This is a genomic window from Aquimarina megaterium XH134 (genome assembly GCF_000520975.1).
GTDB lineage: Bacteria > Bacteroidota > Bacteroidia > Flavobacteriales > Flavobacteriaceae > Aquimarina > Aquimarina megaterium.
In genome coordinates this window covers 51503-71398 of sequence record NZ_JACB01000035.1, presented here as the reverse complement: position 1 = coordinate 71398, position 19896 = coordinate 51503, and the positions used below count along the sequence as shown (strand labels likewise).

The following is a 19896-nucleotide window of genomic DNA, read 5'->3' as shown; positions in this document are numbered from 1 at the left end:
GTTATTGTTTCTTCTTTGAGTTATTACTTAGAGTATAATTCGACGATGAATTGTTCATTGATATTTTCCGGAATCTGAATTCTTGCCGGAACAGATACAAAAGTACCTTCTTTAGTATCATTATTGAACGTAATCCACTCATACACTTTGCTATTATTAGCTAGTGAGTTTTGAATTACTTCTAATGATTTTGATTTTTCTCTTACCCCAACAACATCTCCTGCTTTTAATTGGTACGAAGGGATGTTAACTTGTTGTCCGTTAACAGTTATGTGTCTGTGAGAAACTAATTGTCTTGCTCCTCTACGAGAATTTGCTAATCCCATTCTGAATACTACATTATCCAAACGAGATTCACAAAGTTGAAGTAATACCTCACCCGTAATTCCTTGAGCACGTGTTGCTTTTTCGAACATGTTACGGAACTGACGCTCTAATACTCCATACGTATACTTCGCTTTTTGCTTTTCCATTAACTGAATAGCATACTCACTTTTCTTTCCTCTACGTCTGTTATTTCCGTGTTGTCCCGGTGGGTAATTTCTTTTTTCGAATGACTTATCGTCTCCGAAGATCGCTTCACCAAATTTACGAGCGATTTTAGTTTTTGGACCAGTATATCTTGCCATTATTAATAATTTAGTTACTTAGGATGATTATGAATTAAGGTCTCTTTCCTTCGATAATCAATATTCCTAATTTAGATTTACTTATTGTTATTTATATAAAAAGATCCCGAAGTTAAAATTCGGGATAAAATTTATACTCTACGTCTTTTAGGAGGACGGCATCCATTGTGCGGCATTGGAGTAACATCGATAATTTCTGAAACTTCAATACCTGAATTATGAAGAGAACGTATTGCTGATTCTCTACCATTACCAGGACCTTTAACATATACTTTCACCTTCTTAAGTCCAGCTTCGATAGCTACTTTAGAAGCATCTTCTGCAGCTAACTGGGCAGCATAAGGAGTATTCTTCTTAGAACCTCTAAAACCCATTTTACCAGCAGAAGACCAAGAAATAACGTCTCCCTTTTTATTTGTTAACGAAATAATTATGTTGTTAAAAGAAGCTGTTACGTGTGCTTCTCCTACAGATTCAACAATTACTTTACGTTTTTTTGAAGTTGACTTTGCCATACTACTTATTATTTAGTTGCTTTTTTCTTATTAGCAACTGTTTTTCTTCTTCCTTTACGTGTTCTAGAATTGTTCTTAGTGCGTTGCCCTCTAAGTGGTAAACCAGCTCTATGACGGATACCTCTATAACATCCAATATCCATAAGACGCTTGATGTTTAACTGTACCTCAGAACGTAATTCTCCTTCAATGGTATAGGCTCCAACAGCTTCACGGATACGACCTATTTGGTCATCATCCCAATCTGAAACTTTTACACTTTCATCTACTTTGGCAGTTTCTAAAATTTCTTTAGCTCTACTTCTACCAATTCCGAAGATATAGGTTAATGCTATAACTCCTCGCTTTTGTTTAGGTATATCTACCCCTGCAATTCTTGCCATAATTACCCTTGTCTTTGTTTAAATCTAGGATTCTTTTTATTAATTACGTAAAGTCGGCCTTTTCTACGCACAATCTTGCACTCGGCACTTCTCTTTTTTATTGATGCTCTAACTTTCATCTCTTTGTTTTTAGTTTCCAAAACATACAAATTATATCTTTTGGAAGATATCAGTAACAAGATTTTTCGGCCTGCAAAATTACACAAAAAATCTTAATTTACAATATTCTTTAATTATTTAGTATCTATATGTTATACGAGCCTTAGTTAAATCATAAGGACTCATTTCTAACTTCACCTTATCTCCTGGTAATAATTTAATGTAATGCATACGCATCTTACCAGATATATGAGCTGTCACTACGTGACCATTTTCTAGTTCTACACGAAACATTGCATTTGATAATGCTTCGATGATACTTCCGTCTTGTTCTATTGCCGGTTGTTTTGCCATTATGCTACTGCTTTACGGTTTTTACCAGTTTTCATTAATCCATCATAATGTCTATTTAACAAGTATGAATTAACCTGTTGCATTGTATCGATAGCTACACCTACCATAATAAGTAGAGAAGTTCCTCCGAAAAACAATGCCCAACCTTGTTGTACATTCAACAATTTAACTGCTATCGCAGGAAACACTGCAATTAGCGCCAAGAATATTGACCCTGGCAATGTGATCTGAGACATGATCTTATCTAAATATTCTGATGTTTCACTTCCTGGGCGAATACCAGGAATAAAACCACCACTACGTTTCAAATCGTCTGCCATTTTATTCGTTGGCACCGTGATAGCTGTATAAAAATATGTAAAGATGATAATCAATACTGCAAACAAAACATTATACCAAAACCCAAAAATATCGCTAAATGCTGCAGCAATACCTTGAGAGGTTTCTGAATCTGACAAACCAGCTACAGCGGCAGGCACGAACATAATTGCCTGAGCAAAAATGATAGGCATTACCCCTGAAGCATTTAATTTTAAAGGTATATACTGACGAGATCCAAAAACATTCTTCTCGTATCCTCCTCCAGCTGTTCTTCTAGCATATTGAACAGGTATTTGACGTACCGCCATTACCAACAATACTGATGCTAATATAATTACAAACCAGATAACCAGTTCTATCAATACCATAATCATTCCTCCTCCATCTCCTGAAGTTCTTGATGCAAAGTTTTGCACAAATGATTGTGGTAGGGTAGCAATAATACCCACCATAATTAAGAGAGAGATACCATTACCTATACCTTTATCTGTAATTTTTTCACCTAACCACATGGCAAAAATACAACCTGTGGATATAATGATTACAGAAGACACAACAAAAACTGTTTGATTAGGAATCACAAAAGCTTCTGCCGGAAGTGTTGCAAACAGATTATAGATATATCCTGGTCCTTGAACCAAAGTAATAGCAATTGTTAACCAACGTGTAATTTGGTTAATCTTTTTTCTACCACTTTCTCCTTCTTTTTGTAATTTTTGTAAATAAGGAATAGCTATTCCCATTAACTGCACTACAATTGAGGCTGATATATATGGCATAATACCTAATGCAAATACTGAAGCGTTAGCGAAAGCTCCTCCTGTAAACGCGTTAAGTAATCCCAACAAACCATCTTGAGTTTGTGTTCCCAGGTTTGCTAATTCTGAAGCATCTATTCCTGGAAGTACTATTTGCGCCCCAAATCGATATACTAAAAGTAATCCTAGTGTAACTAAGATTCTATTCTTTAGTTCTTCGATTTTCCAAATGTTTTTTATTGTGTCAATAAATTTCATGAATTGTCTATTATAAGGTTACTGCTTCACCACCTGCTGCTTCTATAGCAGCTTTTGCAGTGGCTGTAAATTTGTGAGCTGAAACTTTTAATTTTGCTTTCAGTTCACCTCTTCCCAATATTTTAACCAAATCATTTTTCCCCGCCAAACGTGTAGTTAAAATCACATCCAGATCAACAGTATCTTTAATTTTACCATCATCTACTAATTTTTGTAGTGTGTCTAAATTAATCCCTTGATACTCTTTTCTGTTGATGTTTTTAAAACCAAATTTTGGCACACGTCTTTGAAGTGGCATTTGCCCACCTTCAAAACCTATCTTTTTAGAATATCCAGAACGTGATTTTGCTCCTTTATGTCCACGAGTAGCAGTTCCTCCCTTTCCAGAACCTTGTCCACGACCTACTCGTTTGCTATTATTTTTTACCGAACCTGCAGCAGGTTTTAAGTTACTTAAATCCATGTGCTTTTATTATTTTGTTTCTATCGAAACTAAATGTTTAACTTTATTTACCATCCCAAGGATATTAGGAGTATCTTCATGCTCCACAACCTGGCCGATCTTTTTAAGACCTAGAGCCTCTAGGGTTCTCTTCTGTCTCTGAGTACGGTTAATCGCACTTTTTACTTTAGTAATTTTAATCTTTGCCATCGTTCCTGAATTTATCCTTTAAACACTTTCTCTAGTGAAACTCCACGTTGAGTTGCTACTTGTTGCGCACTACGCAATTGTAACAAAGCATCAAACGTTGCTTTCACCACATTGTGTGGGTTAGACGATCCTTGGTTTTTAGAAAGTACATCATGCACCCCTACAGATTCTAATACTGCACGGATTGCTCCACCAGCAATTACCCCGGTACCTGTAGCAGCAGGTAAGAGTAAAACTCTTGCACCACCGTACTTACCTTTTTGTTCATGAGGTAATGTACCTTTATGTAATGGAATACGAACCAAATTCTTTTTTGCATCTTCTACTGCCTTAGCGATAGCTTCTGCTACCTCTTTAGACTTACCTAAACCGTGACCTACAACACCGTTTTCGTCACCTACAACAACTATAGCCGAGAAACCAAATGCTCTACCACCTTTAGTTACCTTAGTTACACGTTGTACACCAACTAAACGATCTTTAAGCTCAAGTCCGCTTGGTTTTACTAATTCTGCGTTTTTATATTTTTGATACATATTTTCTTAGAATTTAAGTCCTGCTTCTCTAGCACCGTCTGCTAATGATTTTACTCTACCGTGATACAAATATCCTCCTCTATCAAAGGATACTGTTTCTACACCAGCTTTCTTAGCTTTTTCAGCAAGCGCTTTTCCTACTAAGTTTGCTTTTTCTATCTTACTTCCTTTTGCTGAAGCAATGTCTTTATCTCTTGAAGAAGCAGCACTGATGGTTTTACCAGTTACATCATCTATGACTTGAGCATAGATTTCTTTATTACTTCTAAAAACAGATAATCTAGGACGTTGTTCTGTACCGCTTACATTACCGCGGATACGCTTTCTTATCTTTAATCTTCTTAAATCTTTTGAGAATGCCATAACGTTAGTTATTATGCAGATTTACCTGCTTTTCTTCTTAATTGTTCTCCTACGAATTTGATTCCCTTCCCTTTATAAGGTTCTGGTTTACGGAAGCCTCTAATTTTAGCTGCTATCTGACCCACCAATTGCTTATCATGAGAAGTTAATTTTACGATAGGGTTTTTACCTTTTTCTGAAATAGTTTCGACCTTAACTTCTGGCGCTACGTCTAAAACTATATTATGAGAGAATCCCAAAGCCAAATCTAATTTCTGACCCTGATTAGAAGCTCTATAACCAACTCCTACTAATTCTAACTCTTTAGTAAACCCTTCAGAAACACCTACCACCATATTATTAATCAAAGAACGATATAAACCATGCTTTGCTTTATGATCTTTGGCTTCGCTAGGTCTTTCTAGAACTACCTGGCCCTCTTCGACTTTCACACCGATACTATCGATTTCCTGAGAAAGCTCTCCTAATTTTCCTTTAACAGTAACAACATTACCTGTCACTTCAACAGTGACACCAGACGGAATAGTTACTGGATTTTTTCCTATTCTTGACATTTCTTTTGTCTTTTATACTGTTAATATACGTAGCAAAGTACTTCACCACCTACATTCTCTTGCTTTGCACGTTTACCGGTCATTACACCATGAGAAGTAGAGACTATTGCAACACCTAATCCATTAAGAATTCTTGGGATATCATTAGACCCTGCATACTTACGTAAACCTGGCTTACTGATTCTTTGCAATTCTTTAATAACTGGTTCTTTAGTTATTTTATCGTATTTAAGTGCTATTTTGATAGTACCTTGTGTTGTATTATCTTCAAATTTATAACTTAAAATATATCCTTGATCGAATAATATTTTAGTGATCTCTTTTTTAACCTTCGATGCAGGAATCTCAACTACTCTGTGTTGAGCACTATTTGCATTACGAATTCTGGTTAAATAATCTGCTATAGGATCTGTATTCATTGTTTATAATTTATGGTTTTGGTTTTCAATATTTTTAATTGAACCTTAAACCAATTAATTTACTTTATTATTACCAACTAGCTTTTGTTACTCCCGGAATTAATCCTTTGTTCGCCATCTCTCTGAATGTTACACGAGAAATCCCAAACTGACGCATATATCCTTTTGGTCTTCCTGTTAACTTACAACGATTATGCTTACGAATTGGCGAAGCATTTTTAGGCAACTTCTGTAATGCTTCATAATCTCCAGCTTCTTTTAAAGCTTTACGTTTTTCAGCATACTTTGCTACAGTTTTTGCTCTCTTCACCTCACGGGCTTTCATTGATTCTTTAGCCATAATTAATTCTTTTTAAAAGGTAATCCTAGTTCGGTTAACAATGATTTTGCTTCTTTATCGGTTTTTGCCGAAGTTTCGAAAGTAATGTTCATTCCTGAAATCTTATTTACTTTATCGATATCAATCTCGGGAAAAATAATCTGCTCAAGAACACCTAATGAGTAATTACCTCTACCATCAAAACCTGTAGCTTTAATTCCGTTAAAATCTCTAACACGTGGTAAAGCTGAAGTAATAAGACGATCTAAAAATTCGTACATTCTTTCTCCTCTTAACGTAACTTTTGCTCCAATTGGCATTCCTTTACGTAATTTGAAAGAAGCAACATCCTTTTTAGAAATTGTTGCTATAGCTTTCTGACCTGTTATATTTGTTAATTCGTCTACTGCATAGTCGATTAACTTTTTATCAGCTACTGCTGCTCCAACACCTCTACTTAAAACTATTTTTTTAAGCTTTGGTACTTGCATTACATTATCATAGCTGAATTCTTCTGTAAGAGCAGACACTACTCTGTCTTTATACTCTTGTTTTAATCTTGGGATATAAGCCATAACTATATTACTTCATTAGATTTTTTAGAAAATCTCACTTTCTTATCTCCTTCTATTCTATATCCTATTCTTGTTGTTTCACCTTTAGCGGTTAACAATGATAAGTTAGAAATATGAATAGGTGCTTCTTGTTTTACAATACCACCTTGTGGGTTTGTAGCACTAGGCTTTTGGTGTTTTGACACTAAGTTTACACCTTCTACAATTGCCTTGTTCTTATCTTTCAATACTTTTTGCACAGTTCCCTCTTGACCTTTGTTGTCTCCAGCGATAACTCGCACTGTATCTCCTGACTTTATTTTTAGCTTTGTCATCTTCACAAATGTTTTAAAGCACTTCTGGCGCTAGTGAAACAATCTTCATGAATTGCTTATCACGAAGTTCTCTTGCTACTGGACCAAATACACGTGTTCCTCTCATTTCTCCCGTAGGAGTTAATAGAACACACGCGTTATCATCAAAACGGATATAAGAACCGTCTGGTCTACGCACTTCTTTTTTGGTACGAACTACAACTGCAGTAGAAACTGCTCCTTTTTTAATGTTTCCATTTGGAGTTGCTTCTTTTACACTGACAACTATTTTGTCTCCTACAGAGGCGTATCTTCTTTTTGTACCACCTAAAACACGAATGACTAAAACTTCTTTTCCACCTGTGTTATCGGCTACTTTTAATCTAGACTCTTGTTGTACCATAATTACTTCGCTCTTTCAATTACTTCTACTAATCTCCAGCATTTGGTTTTACTCAAAGGTCTTGTTTCCATGATCTTTACAGTGTCACCAATATTGCAGTCGTTTTTCTCGTCGTGTGCAACGTATTTTTTCGTTTTTAACACGAATTTTCCGTACATAGGATGTTTTACTTTTTTAACTTCAGCAACCACAATGGATTTCTGCATTTTGTTACTAGTAACAACTCCTATACGCTCTTTTCTTAAATTTCTTTTTTCCATCTTTCAGCAGAATTAACCGTTTAATTCTCTTTTTGTTAGCTCTGTAGCCATTCTCGCAATAGATCTTCTTACTTTACGTAATTGTAAAGGGTTTTCTAATGGAGACATAGCGTGAGCCATTCTTAAATCTGAATACGCTTTTTGAGATTTACCAAGTTCCTCTTGTAATTCAGCTGTAGATAATTCTTTTACTTCTGATTGTTTCATAATCCTCAAATATTAAGCTTGATAATCTCTAGCTACTATAAACTTAGTTTTTACAGGAAGCTTCTGAGCTGCCAGACGTAAAGCTTCTTTAGCTACGTCATAAGGCACTCCGCTTATTTCAAATAATATTCTTCCTGGTTTTACTACTGCTGCCCAATACTCAACAGCACCTTTTCCTTTACCCATACGTACTTCAAGAGGTTTCTTAGTTATAGGCTTGTCTGGGAAAATTTTAATCCACAGAGAACCTTCTCTCTTCATATAACGAGTAGCAGAAATACGAGCTGCTTCTATTTGTCTAGCAGTAACAAAACTTGAATCTAATGATTTGATTCCGAAAGTACCATTAGAAAGTGTGTGTCCTCTTTGAGAAAGACCTTTCATACGTCCTTTTTGTTGCTTACGGAATTTTGTTCTTTTAGGCTGTAACATTGTTAATTTACTTTAAAAAATTACTTTCTACGACGTGATTTGTTATTACCTCCACTTCGTCCACCTCTGTCACCTTTTCCTTGTTTTTTGGATAAACCAACCAAAGGAGAAAGCTCTCTTTTACCATATACTTCGCCTTTCATAATCCATACTTTAACACCCAATCTACCATAAGTAGTGTGTGATTCTACCAAAGCATAATCTATGTCAGCTCTAAATGTTGATAAAGGAATACGACCTTCTTTATAAGACTCTGTACGTGCCATTTCTGCACCGTTCAAACGTCCTGAAATCTGGATTTTGATACCTTCTGCATTCATTCTCATTGCTGCCGCGATAGCCATTTTAATAGCACGACGATATGAGATACGGCTTTCGATTTGTCTTGCAACACTCGATCCTACCAAAAATGCATCAAGTTCTGGTCTTTTGATTTCAAAAATATTGATCTGAACTTCCTTTTCAGTAATTTTCTTAAGCTCTTCTTTTAACTTGTCTACCTCTTGACCACCTTTTCCGATAATAATACCAGGTCTAGCAGTAGTGATAGTAACGGTTACAAGTTTAAGCGTACGCTCAATAATTACTCTAGATACACTAGCTTTTGATAAACGTGCGTGTACATACTTTCTAATCTTATCGTCTTCGGCAAGTTTATCACCGTAGTCATTACCTCCGTACCAGTTAGATTCCCATCCTCTGATAATACCAAGGCGATTTCCGATTGGATTTGTCTTCTGTCCCATAGTTTATATTAGCTTTGTGTATTATTGTTTGCTGCAACCACTATTGTTACGTGGTTAGAGCGTTTTCTTATTCTGTGTGCACGACCCTGTGGAGCAGGACGAAGTCTTTTTAACATACTTCCTCCATCTACACGAATCTCTTTTACAAAAAGATCTGCATCTTCGATGCTAGCGTCTTCATTTTTCGCCTGCCAGTTTGCTATTGCCGAAAGCAATAACTTTTCTAAACGACGTGATGCTTCTTTAGGGTTAAATCTAAGAATATGAAGCGCCTTTTCAACTTTTACACCACGAACTAAATCCGCTACTAAACGCATCTTACGAGGTGACGTAGGGCAGTTATTAAGTTTAGCAAAAGCGATTTGCTTTTTCTCTTCCTTAATTCTTTCTGCCATTTCTCTTTTACGAACTCCCATGACTTAAATTATTTTTTACCTTTATTTTTAGCACCAGCGTGTCCTCTAAAGGAACGTGTTGGCGAAAATTCTCCTAATTTATGACCTACCATATTCTCGGTAATATATACCGGTACAAACTGGCGACCATTATGAACTGCAATTGTTTGCCCTACAAAGTCAGGAGTAATCATAGATGCTCTAGACCAAGTCTTAATAACAGACTTTTTATTAGCTTCTACATTTGCAGCTACTTTTTTCTCTAACTTATAGTGAACGTAAGGTCCTTTTTTTAATGAACGTGCCATATCTTATTATTTCTTTCTACGTTCTACAATATACTTATTACTCGCTTTCGTCTTAGAACGGGTTCTAAATCCTTTTGCAGGAAGACCTTTTCTAGAACGTGGATGACCTCCAGAAGAGCGTCCTTCTCCACCACCCATTGGGTGATCAACAGGGTTCATCGCTACTGGTCTTGTACGAGGACGACGACCTAACCATCTTGTTCTACCGGCTTTACCTCCTACGATCAATTGATGATCACTATTAGATATAGCACCTATAGTAGCCATACAGTTAACTAATATCATTCTCACTTCACCAGAAGGTAATTTTACCGTAGCAAATTTACCATCTCTAGCCATAAGCTGAGCGAATGATCCAGCACTACGAGCCATAACAGCACCTTGACCTGGACGTAATTCTATACAAGAAATGATTGTACCTAGTGGAATATCACTAAGTGGCATAGCATTACCGATTTCTGGAGCTACATTACTTCCAGAAACGACATTCTGACCTACCTGTAAACCATTTTGAGCGATAACATAGCGCTTCTCACCATCTTGGTAATTTAGCAACGCTATAAATGCAGTTCTGTTTGGATCGTATTCTATTGTTGCAACGGTAGCAGGAATTCCTTGCTTATCACGTTTAAAATCAATGATACGATACCTTCTTTTATGACCACCACCTTTGTAGCGCATAGTCATTTTTCCTTGACTGTTTCTACCTCCAGATCTTTTTTTCGGAGCCAATAGGCTTTTTTCCGGCTTATCAGTAGTAATGGCGTCAAATCCATTTACTACTCTAAAACGCTGACCTGGGGTAATTGGCTTTAATTTTCTTACTGACATTTTCTAGTCTTAAAGATTACTATATAAATCAATTACTTCACCTTCCGCCACCTGTACAATTGCTTTTTTATAAGCACTTGTTTTACCAGTGACCATACCTGTTTTTGTATAACGAGTATTACGGTCTGGACGGACATTTATTGTTCGAACTTTAGTAACAGATACACCATAAGCAGCTTCAACTGCTTTCTTGATCTCTACCTTATTCGCTTTCTTATCTACTACAAAACCATAGCGGTTAAACACTTCACTATCTGCAGTAGCCTTTTCTGTAATAATAGGTTTTATTAAGATACTCATGGCTTCTATTTACTTAAATTCGTTTCAATTCCTTTCAAAGAACTTTCCAAAAGCACAACATTATTCGCATTAAGTATTTTGTAAGTACTTAATTCTGAAGAAGTTATAACTTCTGAACTTTTCAAATTGCGTGACGACAAATATACATTTTTATTCGACTCTGCCAACACAAACAAAGATTTTTTGTTTTCAAGTCCTAAAGACTTTAAAACTGCAGTAAAATTCTTAGTTTTTACAGTATCAAAAGTAAAGTCTTCGATCACTGTTATTGCTTTGTCATTTGCCTTAATACTTAACGCAGATTTACGTGCTAATCTCTTTAAGTTCTTATTTAATTTAAAAGAGTAGCTACGTGGTCTAGGACCAAAAACTCTACCTCCACCTTTAAATATAGGAGACTTTATACTACCAGCTCTCGCGGTACCTGTCCCTTTTTGCTTCTTTATCTTTCTAGTACTACCTACAATTTCTGCACGTTCCTTAGCTTTATGAGTACCTTGACGTTGATTAGCCAAGTATTGCTTCACATCTAAGTATACAGCATGATCATTTGGTTCTATACCAAAAACAGCATCAGAAAGGTCTGCCTTTCTTCCTGTTTCTTTTCCGTTTATATCAATTACCGCTACTTTCATTACTTCTGAATCGTTACATAAGCGTTTTTATGTCCAGGAACACATCCTTTAACAACAAGTATATTCTTTTCAGGAACTACTTTTAACACTCTTAAGTTTTGAACTTTTACTTTTTCTCCACCCATTCTACCTGCCATTTTCATTCCTTTGAAAACTCTTGCAGGATATGATGCAGCACCAATAGAACCCGGGGCTCTTAAACGGTTATGCTGACCATGAGTTGCTTGACCAACACCACCAAAATTGTGTCTCTTTACTACCCCTTGAAAACCTTTTCCTTTTGAAGTTGCTGATACATCAACAAATTCTCCTTCGGCAAAGTGCTCAACAGTTACTGTATCTCCTAATTTGTACTCCTCCTCAAAACCTTTGAATTCGACAACTTTACGTTTAGCAACAGTTCCTGCTTTTTTAAAGTGACCTAACGCCGCTTTAGTAGCATTTTTGTCTGCTTTGTCATCGAAACCTAGCTGAACAGCTTCATAACCGTCAACTTCTTCAGTTCTGACTTGGGTAACCACACATGGTCCAGCTTCGATTACTGTACATGGAATATTCTTTCCATTTTCATCGAAGATGCTGGTCATGCCGATCTTTTTTCCTATTAACCCAGACATATTTAATTATTTATTAATGATTTACTTATTATATATTGAAATTACTTTCAATTCTTTTACTCTTTTGCAAAAAAACAGGGTCAAAACACGTTCAACCCTGAATGTATTTTTTTGCCGTTTTTCCCTCGCATACAGCTCGGGACATTTTATCGTAAGGTGCACTTACGAAACCAAGGTTCTATCACACTTTGATTTCAACCTCTACTCCACTTGGTAATTCCAACTTCATTAACGCATCGATCGTTTTTGAAGAAGAGCTATAAATATCCAAAAGTCTTTTATAAGAACTTAATTGAAATTGCTCTCTGGATTTTTTGTTTACGTGTGGAGAACGAAGCACCGTAAAAATTTTCTTATGTGTTGGCAAAGGAATTGGCCCAGTTACTACAGCTCCCGTACTCTTTACCGTCTTTACGATTTTCTCAGCAGATTTATCTACTAAGTTATGATCGTAAGATTTTAGTTTTATTCTGATTTTTTGACTCATTTCTGTAATAATTAAGCGTTAACTCCTTTTGCAGCTGCAATTACTTCTTCCGAGATATTAGAAGGAGTTTCAGCATAGTGAGAAAATTCCATTGTTGATGTTGCTCTACCAGATGACAATGTTCTTAATGTAGTTACATATCCAAACATTTCAGAAAGTGGAACAGTTGCTTTTACAGTTTTTGCACCAGCACGATCACCCATATCACTTACTTGTCCTCTACGACGATTAAGATCTCCTACGATATCACCCATATTTTCTTCTGGCGTAATAACTTCCAATTTCATAATCGGCTCCATAATTACGGCTTTAGCAGCTTTCGCTGAATTTTTAAAACCTAATTTAGCAGCTAATTCGAAAGATAATTGATCAGAATCCACATCGTGATAAGAACCATCTTTCAATGTTACTTTCATAGCATCAACCTCATATCCAGCTAATGGACCATTTACCATAGCCATTTTGAATCCTTTTTCAATAGAAGGGATAAATTCCTTAGGAACATTACCTCCTTTAATCGTAGACTCAAACTGAAGCCCTACTTGTCCTTCGTCTGCTGGCTCAATCGTAAATACAATATCTGCGAATTTACCTCGACCTCCAGATTGCTTCTTATAAACCTCTCTATGGTCAGCTGCCTGAGTAATAGCCTCTTTGTACTCTACTTGTGGCTGACCTTGATTTACTTCAACTTTGAATTCACGTCTTAAACGGTCAACAATAATATCTAAGTGAAGCTCACCCATTCCAGAAATAATTGTCTGTCCTGAAGCTTCATCTGTTCTAACTGTAAATGTTGGATCTTCTTCTGCTAATTTAGCCAAAGACATACCTAATTTATCAACATCTGCTTTAGTCTTAGGCTCAACCGCAATACCGATTACCGGATCAGGGAAATCCATAGATTCTAAAACGATAGGATTCTTTTCATCAGACATAGTATCACCAGTCTTGATATCTTTAAATCCTACTGCTGCTCCAATATCTCCTGCTTCGATGTACTCAATTGCATTTTGCTTATTAGAGTGCATTTGATAAATACGAGAAATACGCTCTTTTTTACCCGAACGGTTATTCAAGATATATGATCCCGCATCCAAACGACCAGAATATGCTCTAAAGAATGCTAAACGTCCTACAAAAGGATCTGTAGCAATTTTAAATGCTAAAGCAGAAAATGGTTCTTTTACATCTGGCTTACGTAATTCTTCCTTATCAGTATTAGGGTTTACACCTACAATACCTTCTTTATCTGTTGGAGAAGGCAAATAACGACATACAGCATCTAAAAGAAACTGTACTCCTTTATTTTTAAATGCAGATCCACAAATCATAGGAATAATAGACATATCCATTACAGCAGCTCTAAGCGCAGCATGCACTTCTTCTTCTGTAATTGAATCTTCATCTTCCATGAATTTCTCTAAAAGATTTTCATCATAAGCAGCAACTTCTTCAATAAGCTTACCTCTTAATTCTGCAGCTTCAGCCTTTAAATCTTCAGGAATATCAATAACATCAAATGTAGAACCTTGTGTTTCATCATGCCATACAATTGCACGGTTTTTCACTAAATCTACAATACCTTTAAAATCTGCTTCATCACCAATATTCATTACAATTGGCACAGCATTAGATCCTAACATATCCTTAACTTGCTGGCAAACTGCCATAAAGTTAGATCCTTGACGATCCATTTTATTTACAAAACCAATTCTTGGTACTTTATAATTATCAGCAAGTCTCCAGTTTGTTTCTGATTGAGGCTCTACCCCATCAACAGCACTAAATAAGAATACCAATCCATCTAATACTCTTAAAGAACGATTTACCTCTACGGTAAAATCAACGTGACCCGGAGTATCAATTATGTTAAAATGATATCCTTTAGTATCATCTACTGGCTTACCATTTTCTGTTGGAAAATTCCACTCACACGTTGTAGCAGCAGAAGTAATCGTGATACCACGCTCTTGCTCTTGCTCCATCCAGTCCATAGTGGCTGCACCATCATGCACCTCACCAATTTTATGACTCACCCCAGTATAATAAAGAATACGTTCGGTGGTTGTAGTTTTCCCTGCGTCAATATGCGCAGCAATTCCTATATTTCTAGTATATTTTAAATCTCTAGCCATTTCTTAACGATTAAAATCTAAAGTGAGAGAATGCTTTATTTGCTTCAGCCATTTTATGAGTATCTACTCTTTTCTTAACAGCAGCTCCTTCTTCTTTTTCTGCAGCTATAATTTCTGCAGCAAGTTTCTGAGCCATAGATTTCTCATTTCTTTTACGTGAAAATTGAATCAACCACTTCATAGCAGTAGATATTTTACGATCTGGCCTGATTGGATTAGGAATCTGAAAAGTAGCTCCTCCTACACGACGGCTTCGCACCTCTACGTGTGGCATTACATTAGATAAAGCATCTTTCCAAATTTCTAAAGACGTTTTCTCGTCATTTTGTTTTTTCTCTTCTACGATATCAATTGCATCATAGAATATTTTAAAAGCTGTCGATTTCTTTCCATCCCACATCATCATGTTCACAAAACGTGTAACTAATTGATCGTTAAAACGTGGATCTGGCAAAATCGGTCTTTTTTTAGCCTTTCTTTTTCTCATGTCTTCTTCTTAAAGTTTTTTGATTACTTCTTAGGGCGTTTAGCACCGTACTTAGATCTACGTTGTGTTCTTCCTTCTACACCTGCGGTGTCTAAAGCTCCACGAACAATGTGATATCTAACTCCTGGTAAATCTTTTACCCTTCCACCTCTAACTAATACTATCGAGTGCTCCTGGAGGTTATGACCTTCACCACCGATGTACGCATTTACTTCTTTACCATTTGTTAACCTAACACGAGCTACTTTACGCATAGCTGAATTTGGTTTTTTTGGTGTAGTAGTATAAACACGTGTACAAACACCGCGGCGTTGCGGGCACGAATCCAAAGCAGCCGATTTACTCTTCTTAGTTATTTTGGCTCTACCTTTTCTTACTAATTGTGAAATTGTTGGCATAATTTGCTTTACACTATTATTAAAAATTTAAAAAATATCCCTTTTAAAGGGCTGCAAAGGTAGAAATATTTTCGAGCAAATCAAATCCTAAGGGATTAATTTTTATTCCTTTATATATATCACCCGAAATAAACAAGGCGAAACAGTAATCTCACCAAACAAACCACCACAAAAAACTTCTGAATTAATTTAAACTGAAGACAAACATAGCACTATAATATACGATTACAACATCTTATTATATATTAAGGTATATATTTAACTAATCATACTAACCTTATAATAGCTACACTTTAAATTACTACAACTTATCCTTTGTCTAAAAAAACACTTATTCAATTGCAACATAAACCCCCTATATTTTGTATCCTTATATATACTATAACCAAACTTAAACACTTATTACCTCCAAATCAAAGGAACTCTTCTATACAATACCAAGCTTTTATAGTTTGCTACTCAAAAGAACACTCCTCTACATTATATATAATAGAAAGTAGAGAATTAACCAACATTATTCTATTTATTTAGCACCCAAAAACACATTAAATAATTTATAGCATACATAAAACCAAGAACTATGCGCGTTTAGAATTTGATAATTTTTCAAAACACTAAAAAACAAGAATATCTGTCTATTTTTAGAATCGCAAATAGAAAACACCCCTACTATTTTAAGACATCATACAGCTTACCTAGCCCTATAAAACAAAATTAAATAAAGCTTTTTTACACAAACAAGAACTCTTGTCAGAAAGCTCTTATATTTTTATATCACTATTCAAACAAGGTTCAAATCTGAAGAAGCTTATATCAACTCCTTATTACAAACGACCAAAGAAGTTGTTCATTATGTGATACTTAATAATAACAAAAGCATAAAAATCTTACAAACACCTCCCATTCCTCCTACAGCAACACCTAACAATTTTGGATACATCACGATAGCTGCAATTTAAATTTTAATAACAAAAAGTTGTTTTATAAAGATATTATTATGATTTTTGGAACTGGCTAATTCAAATAAATTGTAAAATGAGAACAAAGTTTAGTGGAATTCTAACGCTATTACTAGCGTTTGTTGTGCAATTCACTTTTGCACAAGAAAAAACAGTTTCAGGAACTGTGACCGATGATAAAGGGTTACCTCTTCCTGGGGTTAATGTTGTTGTAAAAAATACAGCAAGTGGTACTCAAACTGATTTTGATGGGAACTATTCCCTTCAAGCGAATCGGGGAGGAGTACTTTCTTTCAGTTATGTCGGATTCGACACGAAAGAAGTAGTAATTGGGGACGGTAACTCAATTAATGTTCAATTATCTGCTTCTGCTTCAGAGCTAGAAGAGGTTATCGTAACTGCAAGAGGTATTAAGGCTAAACCAAGGTCTTTAAGTTATGCCATTGCTACAGTTGCAGATGATGAAATTGAAAACACTGGAGAGGTTAACTTAGTAAGTTCCTTAACAGCGAAAGCTCCTGGGGTTTCAGTTGTTTCGTCTTCAGGTGCTGTTGGAGCATCGGCGAACATAAGAATTCGTGGTAATACTTCTATTACAAGAAGTAACTCTCCTCTTTTTATTGTTGATGGTGTACCAATTGACAATTCAAGTGTTGGTAATGCAACAGGAGGAACTGCAAACTCTAACAGAGCTATTGATATCAACCAAAATGATATCGAAAGCATTTCTATCCTTAAAGGTATTGCTGCACAAACATTATATGGTTTAAGAGCTGCAAATGGTGTTGTTATCATTACTACCAAAAAAGGTAAAAGTGGTGCTCCTACTGTTTCTATCAACTCAACTGTACAGGTAAGTGAGATTACTCAAACACCTGATTTACAAAAACAGTATGCTCAAGGTAGACCTGTAGGTGGTGTTGCTACTCACAGAGGACCTGAAACTCGTGAAGGATTTAGCTGGGGTCCAGCAATTTCTAGCTTAGAGTTCGATGGTGATTCTTCATATTCTTTCAGTAGATTTGGTAGATTAGTACCTGCTGGAACAGGAAATGGTCGTGCTGCAGAAGCGTATGATAATGTAGATAACTTTTTTGTAAAAGGGTTATTAACCGATTTGAATGTATCTGTAAGAGGTGGAACTGAAACTGTAAGATACTATTTATCTGCGGGTAAATTAGATCAAACAGGGGTTGCACCAACTGAAGAATTTGGAAAAAAATCTTTTAGAGCAGATATAACAGCAGATCTTTCTGATAAATTTGAAATCTCTGCAAGTGGTGCTTTTGTAAATTCTGGTGGACAAAGAGTACAAAGAGGTTCTAACATCTCTGGTATTATGTTAGGTCTATTAAGAACTACTCCTACTTTTGATAATGGTAATGGGTTGACAGGTAGAGATGCCGCTTCAAATCCTCTTGCATATCAATTGCCAGACGGAACTCAAAGAAGTTATAGAGCTGGTGTATACGATAGTCCATACTGGACCGTAGCAAAAAACCCATCATTTGATGACGTAAATAGATTTACGGGTAGATTATCTTTTGAGTACAGACCATTAGACTGGTTAACTCTACAAGGAAGATACTCTTATGATAGATATAGTGATATAAGAAAAGCTGGAGAAGATATCAATTCTGCTAACAATCCTGGAGGTAGAGTATTTGATGATAATATTTTCAATGAAGATATCACAACTAACTTCATGGCATTATTTAATAAAGACATATCTGAAACAATTACGTTTAATGCGATACTTGGATATGAAAATTATAATACTGATTACTTAAGAAGAAGTGTTCAAGGAGATGGTATGACTGTACCTGGATTCTTTGATGTATCAAATACAGCTGCTCAAATTACAACTAATTCTGTATTCAGAAAGAAGTTAGACGCAGTTTTTGCTGATGCAAAATTTGGTTTCAACGAAATGTTTTTTATAAACGGTTCTGTTAGAAATGACTGGTCTTCTACTCTTCCAAAAGATAACAATGATTTCTTATCTTATAGTGCGGGTCTTAGTTTTGTTTTTAGTGAGCTTTTTGAAAGTGAACTAGTAAACTATGGAAAATTAAGAGCTTCTTATGGTAGAACTGGTAATGACGCTCCTATCTATGCTACTCAAACTTTTTATAACTCTGGAGTTGCTGGTGGTGATGGTTTCATAGGAAACAACAATTTCCCATTATTTGGATCTGTTGGTTTTGAGAGAACGGGAACTGCTGGAAGTACTAGTATAGAGCCTGAAGAAACTACAGAATTAGAATTTGGTGGAGAAATAAAATTCTTCAATTCAAGAATAGGATTAGACATTACTTATTATGACAAAGAAACAACTGGTCAAGTATTTGGAGTTGACACAGCTCCGTCTGCTGGATTTAATGGTCGTAATATTAACGCTGGTAAAATAGAAAACAACGGTATTGAAATTGGCGCAAACTTTGTACCTGTTCGTACTGATGATTTCTCTTGGAATATTGATGTAAACTGGACTACTTATGAGTCAAAAGTTATTGAACTTGCTCCTGGAGTTGAGTCATTTACTTTAGCTGGGTTTACTTCAGTTTCTTCTAGAGTACTTCCTGGAGAATCTTATGGAGCAATCTTTGGAGATAAGTGGTTAAGAAATGATTCAGGCCAAGTACTTATCGATGATAATGGTTTCCCAATAGTTGATCCAACATCTGGTGTAATTGGTGATCCAATTCCAGATTGGCAAATGGGTATTAAGAACACTGTTTCTTACAAGAATCTTTCTTTAGGTTTCTTATTTGATATTAGAGAAGGTGGAGATGTATGGTGTGGTACTTGTGGTATTGTTAATTACTTTGGTGTAGGTCAAGAGACTGCTGATCTTAGAAATGTTACTGATTTCGTATTTGATGGAGTTGTACAATCTACTGGTCAACCAAACACTCAACAAGTTGCTTTAGCAGATCCTGCTGCAGGTTTAGGTGGTAACAGATGGGTAAGATATGGTTTTGGTGGAGTAGGAGAAGATAGTGTTTATGATGCATCTTGGGTTCGTCTAAGAGAAGCTTCATTAACATATAACTTTGGAGAAAAGTTATTAAATGGAACACCTCTTTCTTCTGGTTCTGTTACTGTATCAGGAAGAAACTTATGGTTAAGCACTGATTATCCTGGTGTTGACCCTGAGACTAACTTAACTGGAGCTTCTAATGGTATTGGTTTAGATTACTTTAATCAGCCTAATACAAGAAGTTATGCTGTTTCACTTAAACTTAATTTCTAAAAAAAGTAA

31 protein-coding genes are annotated in these 19896 nt (G+C 35.8%); 1 reads left to right on the top strand and 30 read right to left on the bottom strand.

The genetic code is table 11. The features are described 5' to 3' along the window. Positions 1-23 precede the first annotated feature (23 nt). The 30 genes from rpsD to rpsL form a co-directional block, all read right to left on the bottom strand. Positions 24-629, bottom strand: coding sequence for a 30S ribosomal protein S4 (gene rpsD / locus Z053_RS0118470; RefSeq protein WP_025666465.1), 606 nt, complete (start codon positions 627-629; stop codon positions 24-26). 131 nt (positions 630-760) lie between these two features. Then, positions 761-1144: a 30S ribosomal protein S11 gene (rpsK, locus tag Z053_RS0118465; protein ID WP_025666464.1), complete on the bottom strand. Its 384-nt coding sequence runs from the start codon at positions 1142-1144 to the stop codon at positions 761-763. An 8-nt stretch (positions 1145-1152) separates the two neighbouring features. Continuing rightward, on the bottom strand, positions 1153-1527 hold the full coding sequence (rpsM, locus tag Z053_RS0118460; RefSeq protein ID WP_025666463.1) for a 30S ribosomal protein S13: 375 nt from the start codon (positions 1525-1527) through the stop codon (positions 1153-1155). Positions 1528-1529: 2 nt separating this feature from the next. After that, positions 1530-1646, bottom strand: coding sequence for a type B 50S ribosomal protein L36 (ykgO, locus tag Z053_RS28890; RefSeq protein WP_013621733.1), 117 nt, complete (start codon positions 1644-1646; stop codon positions 1530-1532). A gap of 118 nt (positions 1647-1764) precedes the next feature. Continuing rightward, positions 1765-1980 carry a translation initiation factor IF-1 gene (infA, locus tag Z053_RS0118455; RefSeq protein WP_008613577.1) on the bottom strand — a complete coding sequence of 72 codons (216 nt, stop codon included), beginning with the start codon at positions 1978-1980 and terminating at the stop codon, positions 1765-1767. Then, positions 1980-3317, bottom strand: a complete 1338-nt coding sequence (gene secY / locus Z053_RS0118450) for a preprotein translocase subunit SecY (RefSeq protein WP_025666462.1) — start codon at positions 3315-3317, stop codon at positions 1980-1982. Before secY ends, infA begins: the two co-directional genes overlap by 1 nt. A 10-nt stretch (positions 3318-3327) precedes the next feature. Then, the gene (gene rplO / locus Z053_RS0118445) at positions 3328-3780 is read right to left on the bottom strand and encodes a 50S ribosomal protein L15 (RefSeq protein ID WP_025666461.1); all 453 of its coding nucleotides are present in this window, start codon (positions 3778-3780) and stop codon (positions 3328-3330) included. Between the two features lie 9 nt (positions 3781-3789). Beyond that, positions 3790-3969 (bottom strand): 50S ribosomal protein L30, encoded by a 180-nt coding sequence (rpmD, locus tag Z053_RS0118440; RefSeq protein WP_024770862.1) that lies wholly within the window; start codon positions 3967-3969, stop codon positions 3790-3792. An 11-nt stretch (positions 3970-3980) separates the two neighbouring features. After that, positions 3981-4505, bottom strand: coding sequence for a 30S ribosomal protein S5 (gene rpsE, locus Z053_RS0118435; RefSeq protein WP_025666460.1), 525 nt, complete (start codon positions 4503-4505; stop codon positions 3981-3983). Between the two features lie 6 nt (positions 4506-4511). Beyond that, positions 4512-4868, bottom strand: a complete 357-nt coding sequence (gene rplR / locus Z053_RS0118430) for a 50S ribosomal protein L18 (protein WP_025666459.1) — start codon at positions 4866-4868, stop codon at positions 4512-4514. An 11-nt stretch (positions 4869-4879) separates the two neighbouring features. Beyond that, on the bottom strand, positions 4880-5422 hold the full coding sequence (gene rplF, locus Z053_RS0118425) for a 50S ribosomal protein L6 (RefSeq protein ID WP_025666458.1): 543 nt from the start codon (positions 5420-5422) through the stop codon (positions 4880-4882). 20 nt (positions 5423-5442) lie between these two features. Beyond that, positions 5443-5841: a 30S ribosomal protein S8 gene (gene rpsH / locus Z053_RS0118420; protein ID WP_025666457.1), complete on the bottom strand. Its 399-nt coding sequence runs from the start codon at positions 5839-5841 to the stop codon at positions 5443-5445. A 70-nt stretch (positions 5842-5911) separates the two neighbouring features. Then, a complete protein-coding gene (gene rpsN / locus Z053_RS0118415) occupies positions 5912-6181 on the bottom strand; it encodes a 30S ribosomal protein S14 (RefSeq protein ID WP_025666456.1) in 270 nt (89 codons plus the stop codon). 2 nt (positions 6182-6183) lie between these two features. After that, on the bottom strand, positions 6184-6735 hold the full coding sequence (gene rplE / locus Z053_RS0118410) for a 50S ribosomal protein L5 (protein WP_025666455.1): 552 nt from the start codon (positions 6733-6735) through the stop codon (positions 6184-6186). A gap of 2 nt (positions 6736-6737) precedes the next feature. Continuing rightward, positions 6738-7049, bottom strand: coding sequence for a 50S ribosomal protein L24 (gene rplX, locus Z053_RS0118405; protein WP_025666454.1), 312 nt, complete (start codon positions 7047-7049; stop codon positions 6738-6740). A gap of 13 nt (positions 7050-7062) precedes the next feature. Then, positions 7063-7431 carry a 50S ribosomal protein L14 gene (rplN, locus tag Z053_RS0118400; protein WP_024770870.1) on the bottom strand — a complete coding sequence of 123 codons (369 nt, stop codon included), beginning with the start codon at positions 7429-7431 and terminating at the stop codon, positions 7063-7065. Positions 7432-7433: 2 nt separating this feature from the next. Then, a complete protein-coding gene (gene rpsQ / locus Z053_RS0118395; protein WP_025666453.1) occupies positions 7434-7691 on the bottom strand; it encodes a 30S ribosomal protein S17 in 258 nt (85 codons plus the stop codon). Between the two features lie 12 nt (positions 7692-7703). After that, positions 7704-7898 (bottom strand): 50S ribosomal protein L29, encoded by a 195-nt coding sequence (gene rpmC / locus Z053_RS0118390; RefSeq protein ID WP_025666452.1) that lies wholly within the window; start codon positions 7896-7898, stop codon positions 7704-7706. A gap of 12 nt (positions 7899-7910) precedes the next feature. Next, on the bottom strand, positions 7911-8330 hold the full coding sequence (gene rplP / locus Z053_RS0118385; protein WP_025666451.1) for a 50S ribosomal protein L16: 420 nt from the start codon (positions 8328-8330) through the stop codon (positions 7911-7913). Positions 8331-8350: 20 nt separating this feature from the next. Further along, on the bottom strand, positions 8351-9076 hold the full coding sequence (gene rpsC, locus Z053_RS0118380; RefSeq protein ID WP_025666450.1) for a 30S ribosomal protein S3: 726 nt from the start codon (positions 9074-9076) through the stop codon (positions 8351-8353). Positions 9077-9084: 8 nt separating this feature from the next. After that, entirely contained in the window at positions 9085-9492 is a 408-nt protein-coding gene (gene rplV, locus Z053_RS0118375) for a 50S ribosomal protein L22 (RefSeq protein ID WP_024770875.1), read from the bottom strand. 8 nt (positions 9493-9500) lie between these two features. Further along, positions 9501-9779, bottom strand: coding sequence for a 30S ribosomal protein S19 (rpsS, locus tag Z053_RS0118370; protein ID WP_024770876.1), 279 nt, complete (start codon positions 9777-9779; stop codon positions 9501-9503). Positions 9780-9785: 6 nt separating this feature from the next. Beyond that, positions 9786-10610, bottom strand: coding sequence for a 50S ribosomal protein L2 (gene rplB / locus Z053_RS0118365; RefSeq protein WP_025666449.1), 825 nt, complete (start codon positions 10608-10610; stop codon positions 9786-9788). A 9-nt stretch (positions 10611-10619) separates the two neighbouring features. Beyond that, positions 10620-10910, bottom strand: coding sequence for a 50S ribosomal protein L23 (rplW, locus tag Z053_RS0118360; protein WP_024770878.1), 291 nt, complete (start codon positions 10908-10910; stop codon positions 10620-10622). Positions 10911-10915: 5 nt separating this feature from the next. Then, positions 10916-11545 (bottom strand): 50S ribosomal protein L4, encoded by a 630-nt coding sequence (gene rplD / locus Z053_RS0118355; RefSeq protein ID WP_025666448.1) that lies wholly within the window; start codon positions 11543-11545, stop codon positions 10916-10918. Further along, on the bottom strand, positions 11545-12162 hold the full coding sequence (gene rplC, locus Z053_RS0118350; protein ID WP_025666447.1) for a 50S ribosomal protein L3: 618 nt from the start codon (positions 12160-12162) through the stop codon (positions 11545-11547). Before rplC ends, rplD begins: the two co-directional genes overlap by 1 nt. 181 nt (positions 12163-12343) lie before the next feature. Then, complete coding sequence (gene rpsJ, locus Z053_RS0118345) at positions 12344-12649, bottom strand: 30S ribosomal protein S10 (protein ID WP_010181931.1); 306 nt, start codon at positions 12647-12649, stop codon at positions 12344-12346. A gap of 11 nt (positions 12650-12660) precedes the next feature. Further along, the gene (gene fusA / locus Z053_RS0118340; protein ID WP_025666446.1) at positions 12661-14787 is read right to left on the bottom strand and encodes an elongation factor G; all 2127 of its coding nucleotides are present in this window, start codon (positions 14785-14787) and stop codon (positions 12661-12663) included. Between the two features lie 10 nt (positions 14788-14797). After that, positions 14798-15274 (bottom strand): 30S ribosomal protein S7, encoded by a 477-nt coding sequence (gene rpsG / locus Z053_RS0118335; RefSeq protein WP_024770882.1) that lies wholly within the window; start codon positions 15272-15274, stop codon positions 14798-14800. A gap of 23 nt (positions 15275-15297) precedes the next feature. After that, positions 15298-15672 (bottom strand): 30S ribosomal protein S12, encoded by a 375-nt coding sequence (rpsL, locus tag Z053_RS0118330; protein WP_024770883.1) that lies wholly within the window; start codon positions 15670-15672, stop codon positions 15298-15300. Between the two features lie 1035 nt (positions 15673-16707). Between rpsL and Z053_RS0118325 the strand changes: the two genes are divergently transcribed. After that, positions 16708-19887, top strand: coding sequence for a SusC/RagA family TonB-linked outer membrane protein (locus Z053_RS0118325; RefSeq protein WP_025666445.1), 3180 nt, complete (start codon positions 16708-16710; stop codon positions 19885-19887). The last annotated feature ends 9 nt before the right edge of the window (positions 19888-19896 follow it).

Coding starts and splice junctions, on each gene's coding strand:
- rpsK (WP_025666464.1), bottom strand. CDS start 1,144: ATGGCAAAGTCAACTTCAAAAAAACGTAAAGTAATTGTTGAATCTGTA.
- rplV (WP_024770875.1), bottom strand. CDS start 9,492: ATGGGAGTTCGTAAAAGAGAAATGGCAGAAAGAATTAAGGAAGAGAAA.
- rplE (WP_025666455.1), bottom strand. CDS start 6,735: ATGGCTTATATCCCAAGATTAAAACAAGAGTATAAAGACAGAGTAGTG.
- rplB (WP_025666449.1), bottom strand. CDS start 10,610: ATGTCAGTAAGAAAATTAAAGCCAATTACCCCAGGTCAGCGTTTTAGA.
- rpsM (WP_025666463.1), bottom strand. CDS start 1,527: ATGGCAAGAATTGCAGGGGTAGATATACCTAAACAAAAGCGAGGAGTT.
- ykgO (WP_013621733.1), bottom strand. CDS start 1,646: ATGAAAGTTAGAGCATCAATAAAAAAGAGAAGTGCCGAGTGCAAGATT.
- infA (WP_008613577.1), bottom strand. CDS start 1,980: ATGGCAAAACAACCGGCAATAGAACAAGACGGAAGTATCATCGAAGCA.
- rplN (WP_024770870.1), bottom strand. CDS start 7,431: ATGGTACAACAAGAGTCTAGATTAAAAGTAGCCGATAACACAGGTGGA.
- Z053_RS0118325 (WP_025666445.1), top strand. CDS start 16,708: ATGAGAACAAAGTTTAGTGGAATTCTAACGCTATTACTAGCGTTTGTT.
- rpmD (WP_024770862.1), bottom strand. CDS start 3,969: ATGGCAAAGATTAAAATTACTAAAGTAAAAAGTGCGATTAACCGTACT.
- rplW (WP_024770878.1), bottom strand. CDS start 10,910: ATGAGTATCTTAATAAAACCTATTATTACAGAAAAGGCTACTGCAGAT.
- rplC (WP_025666447.1), bottom strand. CDS start 12,162: ATGTCTGGGTTAATAGGAAAAAAGATCGGCATGACCAGCATCTTCGAT.
- rpsL (WP_024770883.1), bottom strand. CDS start 15,672: ATGCCAACAATTTCACAATTAGTAAGAAAAGGTAGAGCCAAAATAACT.
- rplD (WP_025666448.1), bottom strand. CDS start 11,545: ATGAAAGTAGCGGTAATTGATATAAACGGAAAAGAAACAGGAAGAAAG.
- rpsN (WP_025666456.1), bottom strand. CDS start 6,181: ATGGCTAAAGAATCAATGAAAGCCCGTGAGGTGAAGAGAGCAAAAACT.
- rplP (WP_025666451.1), bottom strand. CDS start 8,330: ATGTTACAGCCTAAAAGAACAAAATTCCGTAAGCAACAAAAAGGACGT.
- rpsQ (WP_025666453.1), bottom strand. CDS start 7,691: ATGGAAAAAAGAAATTTAAGAAAAGAGCGTATAGGAGTTGTTACTAGT.
- rplX (WP_025666454.1), bottom strand. CDS start 7,049: ATGACAAAGCTAAAAATAAAGTCAGGAGATACAGTGCGAGTTATCGCT.
- rpsG (WP_024770882.1), bottom strand. CDS start 15,274: ATGAGAAAAAGAAAGGCTAAAAAAAGACCGATTTTGCCAGATCCACGT.
- rpsE (WP_025666460.1), bottom strand. CDS start 4,505: ATGTATCAAAAATATAAAAACGCAGAATTAGTAAAACCAAGCGGACTT.
- rpsC (WP_025666450.1), bottom strand. CDS start 9,076: ATGGGACAGAAGACAAATCCAATCGGAAATCGCCTTGGTATTATCAGA.
- rpmC (WP_025666452.1), bottom strand. CDS start 7,898: ATGAAACAATCAGAAGTAAAAGAATTATCTACAGCTGAATTACAAGAG.
- rplF (WP_025666458.1), bottom strand. CDS start 5,422: ATGTCAAGAATAGGAAAAAATCCAGTAACTATTCCGTCTGGTGTCACT.
- secY (WP_025666462.1), bottom strand. CDS start 3,317: ATGAAATTTATTGACACAATAAAAAACATTTGGAAAATCGAAGAACTA.
- rplO (WP_025666461.1), bottom strand. CDS start 3,780: ATGGATTTAAGTAACTTAAAACCTGCTGCAGGTTCGGTAAAAAATAAT.
- rpsS (WP_024770876.1), bottom strand. CDS start 9,779: ATGGCACGTTCATTAAAAAAAGGACCTTACGTTCACTATAAGTTAGAG.
- fusA (WP_025666446.1), bottom strand. CDS start 14,787: ATGGCTAGAGATTTAAAATATACTAGAAATATAGGAATTGCTGCGCAT.
- rpsH (WP_025666457.1), bottom strand. CDS start 5,841: ATGAATACAGATCCTATAGCAGATTATTTAACCAGAATTCGTAATGCA.
- rpsD (WP_025666465.1), bottom strand. CDS start 629: ATGGCAAGATATACTGGTCCAAAAACTAAAATCGCTCGTAAATTTGGT.
- rplR (WP_025666459.1), bottom strand. CDS start 4,868: ATGGCATTCTCAAAAGATTTAAGAAGATTAAAGATAAGAAAGCGTATC.
- rpsJ (WP_010181931.1), bottom strand. CDS start 12,649: ATGAGTCAAAAAATCAGAATAAAACTAAAATCTTACGATCATAACTTA.